The 13,095-nt window shown below is 35.6% G+C and carries 10 protein-coding genes; 9 read left to right on the top strand and 1 reads right to left on the bottom strand.

Features of this window, described 5'->3' with window-relative positions; translation table 11 throughout:
- The first annotated feature begins 11 nt into the window (after window positions 1-11).
- The 9 genes from ED556_RS03420 (at window position 12) to ED556_RS03380 (ending at window position 8,260) form a co-directional block, all read left to right on the top strand.
- Complete coding sequence (locus ED556_RS03420; protein WP_296319351.1) at window positions 12-698, top strand: response regulator transcription factor; 687 nt, start codon at window positions 12-14, stop codon at window positions 696-698.
- Window positions 699-805: 107 nt separating this feature from the next.
- Window positions 806-1,429: a hypothetical protein gene (locus tag ED556_RS03415; RefSeq protein ID WP_296319349.1), complete on the top strand. Its 624-nt coding sequence runs from the start codon at window positions 806-808 to the stop codon at window positions 1,427-1,429.
- Window positions 1,430-1,482: 53 nt separating this feature from the next.
- Window positions 1,483-2,604 (top strand): hemolysin family protein, encoded by a 1,122-nt coding sequence (locus tag ED556_RS03410; protein WP_296319346.1) that lies wholly within the window; start codon window positions 1,483-1,485, stop codon window positions 2,602-2,604.
- Window positions 2,604-3,077: a methylated-DNA--[protein]-cysteine S-methyltransferase gene (locus ED556_RS03405; RefSeq protein ID WP_296319344.1), complete on the top strand. Its 474-nt coding sequence runs from the start codon at window positions 2,604-2,606 to the stop codon at window positions 3,075-3,077. The genes ED556_RS03410 and ED556_RS03405 overlap by 1 nt, the downstream gene beginning before the upstream one ends.
- Complete coding sequence (locus ED556_RS03400; RefSeq protein ID WP_296319342.1) at window positions 3,077-3,595, top strand: DUF4442 domain-containing protein; 519 nt, start codon at window positions 3,077-3,079, stop codon at window positions 3,593-3,595. The genes ED556_RS03405 and ED556_RS03400 overlap by 1 nt, the downstream gene beginning before the upstream one ends.
- 6 nt (window positions 3,596-3,601) lie before the next feature.
- Window positions 3,602-4,756, top strand: a complete 1,155-nt coding sequence (locus ED556_RS03395) for a serine hydrolase (RefSeq protein WP_296319340.1) — start codon at window positions 3,602-3,604, stop codon at window positions 4,754-4,756.
- A gap of 4 nt (window positions 4,757-4,760) precedes the next feature.
- Entirely contained in the window at window positions 4,761-7,181 is a 2,421-nt protein-coding gene (locus ED556_RS03390; protein WP_296319338.1) for a penicillin acylase family protein, read from the top strand.
- Window positions 7,181-7,534 carry a hypothetical protein gene (locus ED556_RS03385; RefSeq protein ID WP_296319335.1) on the top strand — a complete coding sequence of 118 codons (354 nt, stop codon included), beginning with the start codon at window positions 7,181-7,183 and terminating at the stop codon, window positions 7,532-7,534. Before ED556_RS03390 ends, ED556_RS03385 begins: the two co-directional genes overlap by 1 nt.
- 12 nt (window positions 7,535-7,546) lie before the next feature.
- Window positions 7,547-8,260 (top strand): 3'-5' exonuclease, encoded by a 714-nt coding sequence (locus ED556_RS03380; protein WP_296319333.1) that lies wholly within the window; start codon window positions 7,547-7,549, stop codon window positions 8,258-8,260.
- 51 nt (window positions 8,261-8,311) lie between these two features.
- Here ED556_RS03380 and ED556_RS03375 read toward each other — a convergent pair whose 3' ends face one another.
- Window positions 8,312-13,042, bottom strand: coding sequence for an immunoglobulin-like domain-containing protein (locus ED556_RS03375; protein WP_296319330.1), 4,731 nt, complete (start codon window positions 13,040-13,042; stop codon window positions 8,312-8,314).
- Window positions 13,043-13,095: the final 53 nt, after the last annotated feature.

Here is a 13,095-nt window from a genome sequence, read left to right as displayed (position 1 = left end):
AGTCTATACCTATGAAGCATATTTTACTAGCTGAAGACGACTTAGATTTTGGAAACATCTTAAAGCAATATTTAGAAATTTCTGGATATAAAATCACATGGGCTAAAGATGGCAAAGAAGCTCTAGAATTATTTAAAAAAGACGCTTATAACATCTGTGTTTTTGATGTTATGATGCCAAAAATGGATGGCTTTACCTTGGCAGAACATATTATTGAAATTAATCCTGAAATGCCATTTATATTCCTTACGGCACGTAAACTAAAAGAAGATAAAATTAAAGGCCTTAAACTTGGCGCTGATGATTATGTTGTAAAACCTTTTGAAGCTGAGGAGTTAGTCTTAAGGCTCAATAATATTCTAAAACGTACCGAAAAAGCATCTAATCAGTTACAAGAAACCGAGAAGCTTCAGATAGGTAACTATAATCTAGACTCAAAACGCCTAGAGTTAACTTGTGGTGATTACAAAAAGCAATTGACACAAAAAGAAGGCGAGTTGATTACGTTTCTTTTCAATCATAAAAATCAATTACTTAAGCGTGAAGACATCTTAAATGCCGTATGGAAAAATGATGATTTTTTCTCTGGAAGAAGTATGGATGTTTTTATTAGTAGACTTCGTAAATACTTTAAACTAGACACTTCTATACGTATAGAAAGCATACGAAATGTAGGCCTAGAGTTTAAGGTAGGTTAATGCACTTTACCACTTAGGTTAATGATGGGTTAACGGTTCCGTTTTTCTTTTTTGATACTTCTCCGCTACATACATTTGTATCATAATCATTTAAAAATCGGACAATTATGAATTTTTCAAAAACAAAACAACGCGTAGAACGTATTAGAATTACAAACCCTAAAAAAGGTATTTATTTTACCGCTATAGCATTACTATTTGTTATGCTATCATCAAATGCACAAAGTGCTCCGGAACCACCTTTACCGCCAGAAACTCCAAAAACTACAACAAGCAAATCGTATTCAGTATCCATTGAAAATGATGACGATGAAGCGACTAATAGTTCTGTGTCAATTTCACAGTCTGATGATGCCTATAAGTTTAGAGCGAGTTACCACAAATCGAAAAATGAAGGTGTAAAAAAATTACTGCTTGAGAAACTAGGTAAAAAAGGACTAAAAGTAAGTGGCAGCACCTATACCTGGTCTGATAACTCTGGCGGCGATGACGTGTTTGAGTGCAAACTTACAAATGGTCGTTTACGTATGTACTTAGACTTGGATTACGCATCAGATACATTCTCAAATAAGATTAAAATTCTGGGGCAAGATTTAAAATACTTTATATCTGGTTCAAGCAAAGAAAAGGAAGATGCTAAAAAGTTGGCTAGAGCCCAACGTGAATTGGAACGTGCCCAACGCGACTTAGAAAGAGCCAAAAGAGATTTAGAACGCTCAAAAGAGAATTAAAAACCATAGATTAAGGAATATTCTATAAATTAGCCATTAAATAAAATTATTTAATGGCTTTACTCGTTTTTTACGCGCTTATTTCAATATTCTTTTCGTTTTTATGCTCCATTTTAGAAGCCGTTCTTTTAAGTATTACACCAACGTTTCTTAATCTGAAGAAAAAAGAAGGTAAAGCTTACGCTAATGATTTAGAAATTCTAAAGAAAGATGTAGACAGACCACTTATCGCCATCCTAACACTTAATACTATTGCACATACTGTAGGCGCAATATTAGTTGGTGTGCAAGCAAAAGTCGCTTATGCAGAAATATATGGCTCTCAGACACGTTCAGTTTTTGGAATTGAATTTACCGAGGATATTATGGTTGGTGTTGTCTCCACAATTATGACTATTCTAATCCTTGTTGCCTCAGAAATTATCCCTAAAACTATTGGTGCAACATATTGGAAAAAGCTAGCCAATTTTACCACAAAAGCGCTCAACATACTCATATTTGTATGTAAATGGACAGGCCTACTGTGGGTGTTACAATTATTCACCAAACTCTTTGGAAAAGGTGCTCATGGCGAAAGTGTATTGAGCCGTGAAGATTTTTCTGCGATGGCGCAAATAGCCGAAGACGAAGGTGTGTTTGAAGAATCTGAAAGTAAGGTTATTAAAAACTTACTCACGTTTAAAGATGTTCAGGCTAAGGATATTATGACGCCTCGTACCGTTATGAAAACCGAAGACGAAACCACAAATGTTGAAACCTTTTTTAATGCCAATTCAAATATTAGATTTTCAAGAATTCCCGTATATACAGGTAATTCGGATAATATTACAGGACTAGTTCTTAAGGATGATGTTTTCAAAGAAATGGCTTTCGGAAATGGTGAAAAGTTACTGTCAGAATTAAAAAGAAATATTATCATAATAAATCGCAGTCTACCAATCCCTAAACTTTTTGAACAATTAGTAGAAAGCCGAAACCATATGGCACTTGTGGTAGATGAATATGGTTCGGTAAGTGGTTTGGTAACTATGGAAGATGTTATAGAAACACTTCTTGGTCTCGAGATTATGGACGAAAGTGATAATGTATCTGACTTACAAATGCTTGCTCGTAAAAGTTGGGAAACAAGAGCAAAACGTCTTGGTATCATTGAAGAAGATAATTCCGATAAATAATGCAGTCTTGTACCATTGAAACACCTATAGGATATGCCAAAATTAGCGGTGATGAAAATGGCATTTCGTCAGTGACCATAATGGACAACGATGAAAAACCAACTGATCCAATTCCAGAACACTTATTAGATTGTGTTACTCAGTTAAAAGAATACTTCTCAAATAATTTAAAAGCTTTCGATTTAAAATTAAATCCAAACGGTACTGATTTTCAGAAAAAAGTTTGGCAACAATTACAACAAATCCCTTATGGCAAAACCTATTCTTATCTCGAATTGAGTAAACAATTAGGTGACCCCAAAGCAATACGCGCTGTGGCTAATGCAAATGGTAAAAATCCTTTATGGATAATTGTACCTTGCCATCGTGTTATTGGTACAGATGGAAGTTTAACAGGTTACGCTGGTGGATTGTACCGAAAACAATGGTTACTTAATCATGAAAGCGAATACAAACAACAAACTTTGTTTTAATGTATAAATCTGGCTCTGCTTTTTTAAGGAGGTTTATGAAACCTTCAACGATTTACAAATACTTGTTTAATTGGTCACCAATGTACAGCCGTAGTACTGCCAAACTTATAGAAGTAAGTGAAGATTTACACTATGTAAAAATTAGAATGAAACTCAACTGGAAGAATCGCAATTATGCGGGTTCTATTTTTGGTGGAAGCATGCTTTCTGCAACCGACCCGATTTATATGGTGCAATTAATACAAATTCTTGGTGATGATTATGTGGTTTGGGATAAATCTGTAGAAGCGCGATACAAGAAACCTGCCAAATCAACTATTTTTGGTGAGTTTGTTTTTACAAAAGATGAGATCAAAACTATAAAACAAGATGTGTCAAAAGCAAATGAAATCGATATTATAAAAACGATGAGCCTCATTGACGAAAAACAGAATATAATCGCTACTTTTAAGAAAACACTTTATATAGCTGATAAGACGTTCTACAAGGAAAAACTTAAGACGCGCAAATCAAAATAACATAAAATGAAATTCCTAAAAAAACTCTTCAAGTTTCTAATTGTCTTTTTTGGTTTATTGGTGGCTGTCCTTTACATCACCGATACCGATTATTTACTAAAAGCTGTTAGAACCATCTATTTTAGAGGTCATACTACGGCATACTTAGAAGATTATAAGCATTTCGATAATCAACCAATTGCTGCAAGCGATAATCCACAACCATGGGCAAATCATAAAGCTTACAATACAGCAAAAACTACTGACCGACTAGCTAAGGCCAATAAAGATTGGGGTACAGTTGCTTATGTGATCATAAAAAATGATAGCATTTGGTTTGAAGAATACTATGATGGTTTTGAAGAAGATTCTAAATCCAATTCATTTTCTATGGCAAAAAGTTATGTGTCTGGCCTTATGGGAAAAGCCATAATGGAAGGTCACATTAAGAGTTTAAATCAACCTGTTTGCGATTTTCTACCTGCCTTTTGTGACGGCAATGCTGCTAAAATGACCGTTGGTGATCTGAGCAGTATGGCATCAGGTACCAATTGGGACGAAGCCTATTATTCGCCATTATCAATTACTACACGTGCTTATTTTGATGATGACTTAGCAAAGGTAATGAACGGCTTAAAAGTTGTTGATGAGCCAGGTACAGCGTTTAAATATGCAAGCGGCGATACTCAAATGCTTGCCATGGTCATTGAAGCTGCTACAGGAAAAAAATTATATGACTATTTTGAAGAAAGTTTTTGGAAACCCTTAGGAAGCGAAAGCGATGTGCTTTGGCAAGTAGATAGTGAAGGCCATGATCTAGTAAAAGCCTATTGTTGCATTGCTGGTAACGCCAAAGATTTTGCACGTTTTGGAAAACTTTACAAAGACTTTGGCAAGTGGAATGGAAAGCAGATTTTGGATTCTGCATTTGTAGTTAAATCTATAAGGCCACGTTTCCCAGTTAGCCCAGAATATGGATATGGTTGGTGGTTAAAGGATGTTAATGGTAAAAACTTCAAAATGATGCGTGGACATTTGGGGCAATATGTTATTATTCAGCCAGAAGATAATGTTATTATTGTACGGCTTGGCCATCAAAAATCTCCTGATGCAGGTATTGGAGCTTTCACCAGTGATATTACTTTATATATAGAAGAAGCTTATAAAATGATGAATAATTAGAAATATGAAATACTTAAAACTACTACTATCTTTCGTTCTAACAGCAGCAGTATTTTATGCTCTAAATACGAAGCTGGGCAGTATTCCTCCAGTCGGAAAATTTTTAGCACCTAACCAAGGGGTTTGGCAAAATGAAGGTGATGAGGTTATTTCTGGAGAGGTGAATATTCCTGAACTTTCAGATGAGGTTAAGGTCCATTACGACAAACATATGATTCCGCATATTTTTGCGGAAAATGACAAAGACTTATATAAAGCTCAAGGGTATATAACTGCAAAACATCGGCTTTGGCAAATGGAGTTTCAAACCTATGCCGCTGCTGGTCGTTTATCTGAAGTCTTTGGTGAAGGTGCTTTAAACTATGACCGAAGTCAACGTCGTAACGGAATGCTATTTGGTGCAGAAAATAGTATGGAAGTTGTAAAAAAAGACCCTGAAGCCCTAGCGCTACTAGAATCATATGCTGCTGGAGTTAACGCATACATTAACACGCTTACTCCTGAAAACTATCCTGTAGAATACAAACTACTCGATTACAAACCTGAACCATGGACCGCAGAAAAAACAATGCACTTACTAATGTATATGACGGACATGCTTTGTGGTCGCGATTACGATTTAGAATTCACAAATACCTTACAAAAGTTTGGTAAAGAACGTTTTGACCTCCTATTTCCTGACTTTTTTGATGTTGTTGACCCTGTTATTCCGAAAGAAACTGATTGGAGTTTTATAGACACAGAAATCACAAAATTACCTGAAAGTGAGATGGCAACAGATTCTATTTCAGTTTCAGAAATTATGGATAAACCTAATCCAAGAAATGGAAGTAATAATTGGGCAGTAGCTCCAAAAAAATCTACTACAGGTAATGCTATTTTAGCCAATGACCCGCATCTAGGTCTTAATCTTCCAAGCATTTGGTTTGTAATGCAACTTTCCACTCCAGACCATAGTGTTTATGGTGCAACACTTCCGGGTGCGATGGGCGTTATTATTGGCTATAATAAGGATATAGCTTGGGGTGTTACAAACGCTACTCGCGATGTTAAGGATTGGTATAAAATAGAATTTGAAAACAACAAACGAGACACCTACAGACACGATGGGCAGTGGAAAAAAACCAGAGTTAGGTTAGAAGAAATAAAGATTAAAGGAAAAGAATCCTTTATCGATTCTGTAATATATACGCATCATGGTCCTGTTAGCTACGACAAAAATTTCAGGAGTGATGATGAGTTAAAAGGTTATGCCATGAAATGGGCTGGACATATGGGACATAATTTTACCGACTTGTTTTACAAGCTAAATCGAGCAAAAAATTATGAAGATTATGTCAATGCTACCAAAAATCATGTAGCACCTGCGCAGAACTTTATATTCGCTTCTAAAACAGGAGATATTGCACTTTGGATTCAGGGTAAATTTCCTAATAAGTGGAAAGGTCAAGGTAAGTTTTTACTAGATGGAAGTAATCCAGATCACGATTGGCAAAGTTTTATACCTTCAGAATTTAATGCGCATTCGAAAAACCCCGAGCGTGGTTTTCTGAGTTCAGCAAATCAGCATCCTACTGATTCTATGTACCCGTTTTATGTGTTTAACGATGGCTATGAAACCTATAGAAATAGGATAATTAATAACTTTTTTAAGTCAAAAGAAAAGTTTGGTATTGAAGATTTTAAAGCCCTTCAAAACAATAATTATAACCTAAAAGCTAGTGAACTATTACCCACAATGCTCAAGAATTTAGATGTTTCAAAACTAAACGATGAAGAAAAAGACATGTTGGATGTTTTAAAGAACTGGAATTTTGACAATTCAATAGAACAAAAAGCGCCGAGTATCTTTAGAAAATGGAATAGAGAGCTCTATACCTTATTATGGGATGAATTTGATGTTGAAGATGAAAGCTTAAAATGGCCTTTTACATACCAATACATTTATATGGTTAATAATTATCCTGAAGATGATTTTATGGATATAGTTGGCACGCCAGAAAAGGAGACTGCTAAAGATCTGTTCTTACTATCATTTAAAGAAACCGTAAAAAATTTAAAACTATGGGAAGCAGAAAAGGGAGATTATAACTGGCAGAATTATAAAAACTCTTATGTTGGACATTTACTGCAAGCTTTACCGGCGTTTTCTAGAACCAACATTCCTATTGGTGGAGATGGTAGCTCTGTAAACGCAATGACAAGCAATCATGGTCCATCCTGGCGAATGATAGTAGAAATGGGCGATACACCAAAAGCATTTGGGATTTATCCCGGTGGTCAATCTGGAAATCCAGGAAGTAAATACTACGATAATTTTATAGATGATTGGGCCAAAGGCAATTACTTTCAGATTGAATTTATGCAGTCTGAAAACGATGACGCGTCTATAATTTCTACCCAAACTTTAACACCAAGTAACTAATGAAAAAGAATAGTCTCAATTTTATTATAACAATTATATTGGCATTTTTACTATCTCAAGTTTTACCATGGTGGTCTGTGATGGTTGCTAGTTTTATTTCAGCTTTACTAATCTCTCTCAACAAATCAGCTGTGTTTTTTATTCCATTTTTAGCAGTATTAGTTTTTTGGACGGTGCATGCCTTTATTCTAGGAAATGCTAATGATTTTATTTTAGCAAAAAAAATAGCCGTATTATTATCTTTAGGTGGTAATCCTTATGTATTAGTGCTAGTTACAGGAATAGTTGGTGGCTTAGCTGCTGGTGTTTCTGCTCTATTTGGAAAACAACTTTCGCTTGTATTTAAATCTTAATCTAAATCTTTCATGATTTCTAAATTGAATCTAGAAAACATTCTATTTCTTGATATTGAAACTGTACCTGAAACCGAACAATTTTCTGAATTAGACGCTGCTAAACAATTACTTTGGGATCATAAATCTCAATACCAAAGACGCGATGAATTTACTGCTGAGGAATTCTATAATCGTGCAGGTATATGGGCAGAGTTCGGGAAAATAATCTGTATTTCTGTAGGTTATTTTAATATTGAAGGTGATATCCGTCATTTTAGAGTTACATCTTTCTACGGTGATGAGGTTAAAATTCTAAAAGACTTTAAAAGTTTACTCATCTCACATTTTAGTCAAACCAAACATCTACTATGTGCTCACAATGGTAAAGAGTTTGATTTTCCATATATCGCAAGACGAATGATTATTCATAATATTGAATTGCCATATAAACTAAATTTATTTGGTAAAAAACCTTGGGAAGTTCCACATCTAGACACGCTTGAGCTATGGAAGTTTGGCGATTATAAAACCTATACATCGTTAAAATTATTAACCCATGTATTAGGTATTCCATCTCCAAAAGATGATATAGACGGTAGCGATGTATATAATGTCTATTACAAAGAAAATAATTTAGATCGTATCATTAATTATTGCGAAAAAGATACTATTGCCGTTGCGCAAATATTATTGCGCCTTAGAGGTGATGAACTTCTAAATGAAACTGAAATAAAGCACATATAAAAAAGCCCAGATTTAAAATCTGGGCTTCCTTTTTTAACCAATATTCATTTATTAATTTTTAATAAACTTCTTTGTAATAATCTCGTCTCCATCATTTACTTTGATGAAGTACATACCTTTGTTAAGATTACTAACATTAATTATACCTTCAGATTTACCTGTAGATACTGTTTTACCTTGAATATCTACAATAGAATAACTAAACTCGTCTTCTAAGTAAGGTATACTAACATTAATAGTACCTCCTGTAGCTGGATTTGGATATAATCTTATATCAGTCTCAGTAATTTCAACACTATCTCTGTAGCCTACAATATCTAGTTTATCGTTATTCCCTTTTGATGAGCCAGAAATACCAGTGATTGTAACTTGATCAATAAATATCTGATCTTGATTACCTGAAGCATCATTTTGGAATCTAAATCCAGAATTTACAGCAAAATTATATTGGGCTGGTGTAATTGTAACTGTAGCATTATAAAATGTATTATTGTCAATATCAACACCTCTAGTCCACGTTTGTACGGTACTCCAAGTAGAACCATCAAAGAATCTTAACCAGAAATCCTCACCATTCTCCATACTAAACACATAGAAGTAGAAGTCCACTTCTACAGAAGTAAACGATGTGACATCAATATTTGACAAGGTCATTGAAGAAGCAACACCAGAATTATCTCGAATTCTTATAGAGAAATTACCTTCAAATGAGTTTGCAGAGTTAACTCTAGCACAATCACTTCCACCGTCAATCCAGCCGTCAAAACCAGTTTCGAAGAAACCTTCATTTAAAATCACATTAGACGTACTACATGGTGCACAGAAAGAACCACCACAATCTACGCCGGTTTCATCTCCATTTTGAATACCATCAGAACACGTTGGAGCAGCTGGCTCTTCTAATCTAATGTTATCAATGGCTATATCAGCTTGCCATGTGCTACCTACAAATCTGTTAAATCTCAATTGAATACTACTTCCTGTGTAAGCAGATAAATCTATATCTACTGATAGCCACTGGTTACCTTGATTTCCAGTTTGGTTCCATAAGCTTGTCCAAGATGCGCCTTCATCGTCACTTACTTCTAAGTCTATTGAACCCATATCTGCAGCTCCAAACATATGATAATTAAAGCTAAAACTAGGAGTAGATAATCCTGACAAATCAAAACAAGGTGACGTAATAATTGCACGTTTATTAGGATAACCTGTACCATTTACTGAAGCTTCTACATAAATATAATTGCTGCCTTCGATGGCACTCGACGGACCTGTATTGTTGGATGGCGTTCCATTCGCGTCAACTAACCAATCTAAATCATCAGCGCTTGATTGGGTCCATGCACCTATTCCACCTTCAAAACCTTCTGAATACGGGAATGTTGTTATACCGCCAGAACATCCATTTGACGGTTCTGAAACATTAACAGTTCGTGTCACTTGAGTTGCTGCATTACCAGCTGCATCGCTAACATTGTATGTTACAACATAAGTACCAGCAACGCCTGTATTTACAATGTCACCACCTATAACAATGTTTGCCGAAATATCACCATCTATATTATCAGAAGCTGTTGCACCTTGCTCCGTGTATGTATCACCTACGGTTAAGTTTATTGTAGATGCGCCAATTAATGTAATTACCGGTGCTGTTGTATCTGGATTTACATTAACGGTTCGTGTTACTTGAGTAGCTGCATTACCTGCAGCATCACTAACATTATATGTCACAATATAAGTGCCTGCAATACTTGTATTCACAGTATCGCCACCTACTACAATATTAGCTGAAATATCGCCATCTACATTATCTGTGGCTGTTGCTCCTAGCTCGTTATAAGTATCTCCAATATTAAGGTTTACTGTAGATGAGCCATTTAACGTAATAACAGGTGCTGTAGTATCTGCATTTACATTAACGGTTCGTGTTACTTCTGTTGCCGCATTACCAGCAGCATCACTAACATTATAAGTTACAACATAAGTGCCAGCCACATTAGTATTCACTGTATCACCACCAATAACAATATTTGCAGAAATGTCGCCATCTACATTATCTGTAGCCGTAGCACCTTGCTCGTTATATGTTTGGCCTAAGTCCAGATTCACCGTTGATGATCCGTTCAAAGTTATAACTGGAGGTGTTGTATCTGGTCCTGAACCTTCTATTATAATAGTATAATCTTCAACCTCACCATAAGTGAATGAATCACATGGACCAACATTAGCATTGTAGCTTAATGTTACTCTCATTCTTGTTGCTGCTTCAGTTGCGCCTGCTGGCACAGTAAATGATCCCGATACCGGTGTTGCTTGCGTTGGTGTTTGTGTAAATACTTGTTCGCCTGCATCTGTGAAATCACCATCTCGGTTATAATCTATCCATACGGAATAGCCTTCATTATATAAAGTCCCTGTCCATGTAGGCGTAATAGTTACGGTATACTGAGTTTCTTTGGTTAAAGTTGTTGATATACTGGTAAAGTCAGAGTAGAACTGAGCTCCTGATGAATTATCAATTGTATTTAATTGCACTCGACTAATAAATTCATCATTAACATTAGAACTTTGAGAACTACAATAATTCAATTGTACGTCTAAGGTCGTAAAAACAATGGAACTACTATAAGAAGACGTGCTACTATCTGGACATCTGCTTCGAACTTGAGCTTCATACTCGGTTAAAGCTGATAAACCTGTAACAGAACTGGAGATTCCGTTTACAGCAATGGTTGTCCAGGTAGACGTTCCTGTTTGTCTGTATCTTAAATCGTAGGAAGCACCTGGAACTGCATCCCAAGATAAGGTTGCCGAGTCATCTGTAATAGCTGAAGCCGATAACCCTGTTGGTGTAGTTGCATTACAATTAACTTGTCCTGCAATTGTAAAATTGCTATTAGAAATATCGAAGAATACATTACCATTACCCTTAACCATAATTCTATTCTGATTACCTTGGTTATTAGGAACTAATATATCATGCGAACCATCATTTGGTACATTAGAAGCTAGTGCAATTGGGTAAGTATCACCACCATCAGTAGATAAGAAAATATCTACAGTTGAAGCATTAACACCATTACCTGTGGTCCCAGCCACATCCCATGTAACTGTCTGGGTTGTACCCGCATTCCAGGTCACGTTTGTATTTGGTGAATTAACAACAAAAGGTCCCGCTGTACCATTAACCGTTATTACAACATCATCACTATTATTAGTTGCACCACCTGCTCTATTGTCTCTAACAGTTAACCTAAAGTTTAATGTTCTTGCAACATTTGGTACTGCTTCCCATTGCCATGAGGTTGCTCCTGTTTTTACAGTTGACAAACGAGGGAAATATCTTTTATTATCTGTTGTAGGGTTAAATGATCTAAATGCAACACCTGTTGTGGCAGTTGTACTTGGGTAAGTTGTGGCTGCATTATTTTCATCTGCTTGTTCCCAACAATATGTCAATACATCTCCAGGATCTGCATCAGAAGCAGTACCTTCCAAAACAAAAGGTGTTCCTCTTGGAATTGTGTAATTAGGACCTGCATTTACAGTAGGTACTGCATTACCTGTATTTGTATTAGTTTGACAACTTGTAGTCTTAACATAATTTGTTACTTGCTGTATTGAAAACCAGTGAAAATATGGGTCACTATTCTGTTGCACATCTGTTGCTCCTGTAATACCTGCATAACCCATAATAGTGGTTCCACTTCCAGGTTCGAAATGTGCATTGGTTCCTTCATTTCTAAAAGAAAATGTATGGTTACCACCAAACTGGTGTCCTAACTCATGGGCCACATAATCTACATCGAATGGATCACCTTCTGGAGTTGAACGCGATGTAAATGCACTACCTTTTTGTCCGTTAACACATACACAACCGATACAACCTGCATTTCCATTATCTGAAGCTCTAGCAAATAAATGACCTACATCGTAATTAGCTTCACCTATTATACTTGTTAATGTACTTTGTACTTGACTATTAAAGCTACCATTAGAATATGGATCTGTACTAGCATTAGTATAAATAACATCATCAGTATTAGCAATTAATACCATTGTTACGTTAAAGTCATTCTCAAAAATACCATTAACTCTTGTCATTGTAGTATTAATAGCCGCCAGAGCCAATGCTTTTGTCCCACCATGATAACTAGTATACTCACCAGTTGTAGAAACTGCTAATCTATAAGTACGTAATGTACCATCATCAGCATTTCTTAAGTTAGAGCTATCTCCATTAATAAGCGAGTTTGCTTGGGCAGTAACCTCACATTCAAAACTATCTTGTTCTGGTTGCTTATCTTGTCTTTTATACACTGCATATTGGGATAGGTCATTTGTATAAGGCTCAATAAATGAAGCCGGTTTATCTGACGATAAGCGCATACTTTGAAGACCTAAAGGAGAAACACTGAAACGTATTCTGTCTGCAGGATCATCAACGCCTTGACCAGCATAAGATTTAATTCCAGGATACCTAGCAGCCAATTCTGGATGCATCACTGATGCTTCTACGATTCTAAAGCGTTCAAACTGTCCTTCTTCATTAGGAAATGATACAATGACATTAGATTGTCCACTAAATTCTCCTCTCTTGGGAGCTTGAGATAATAGCGATTTTAAACTGTTAAGGTTTAAAGAATACACTTCGTTTTTTGGAAGATTTTTTCTGCTCTCTTTAACATCAAAAGAGTTGGCTGTTTGTTTTTGCCAAAGGGAATTTTGTGCAAAAGCAAAACTCACACTTAAAGCAAAAACGATAAGTAAAATTTTTCTCATGGATTGATAGTTTTTGTTAAAATTCATCATCAAATTATCAAAAAAATATTAAT

The sequence above is a fragment of the Winogradskyella sp. genome (assembly GCF_003712105.1).
In the GTDB taxonomy this organism is placed as follows: domain Bacteria; phylum Bacteroidota; class Bacteroidia; order Flavobacteriales; family Flavobacteriaceae; genus Winogradskyella.
Note: the sequence above shows the minus strand (reverse complement) of the source record. Positions and strands in the feature narration are given on the sequence as shown.

What these genes read in the sequence shown, in the direction of transcription:
- ED556_RS03420 (WP_296319351.1), top strand. Translation starts at nt 12, where the DNA reads ATGAAGCATATTTTACTAGCTGAAGACGACTTAGATTTTGGAAACATC.
- ED556_RS03415 (WP_296319349.1), top strand. Translation starts at nt 806, where the DNA reads ATGAATTTTTCAAAAACAAAACAACGCGTAGAACGTATTAGAATTACA.
- ED556_RS03410 (WP_296319346.1), top strand. Translation starts at nt 1,483, where the DNA reads ATGGCTTTACTCGTTTTTTACGCGCTTATTTCAATATTCTTTTCGTTT.
- ED556_RS03405 (WP_296319344.1), top strand. Translation starts at nt 2,604, where the DNA reads ATGCAGTCTTGTACCATTGAAACACCTATAGGATATGCCAAAATTAGC.
- ED556_RS03400 (WP_296319342.1), top strand. Translation starts at nt 3,077, where the DNA reads ATGTATAAATCTGGCTCTGCTTTTTTAAGGAGGTTTATGAAACCTTCA.
- ED556_RS03395 (WP_296319340.1), top strand. Translation starts at nt 3,602, where the DNA reads ATGAAATTCCTAAAAAAACTCTTCAAGTTTCTAATTGTCTTTTTTGGT.
- ED556_RS03390 (WP_296319338.1), top strand. Translation starts at nt 4,761, where the DNA reads ATGAAATACTTAAAACTACTACTATCTTTCGTTCTAACAGCAGCAGTA.
- ED556_RS03385 (WP_296319335.1), top strand. Translation starts at nt 7,181, where the DNA reads ATGAAAAAGAATAGTCTCAATTTTATTATAACAATTATATTGGCATTT.
- ED556_RS03380 (WP_296319333.1), top strand. Translation starts at nt 7,547, where the DNA reads ATGATTTCTAAATTGAATCTAGAAAACATTCTATTTCTTGATATTGAA.
- ED556_RS03375 (WP_296319330.1), bottom strand. Translation starts at nt 13,042, where the DNA reads ATGAGAAAAATTTTACTTATCGTTTTTGCTTTAAGTGTGAGTTTTGCT.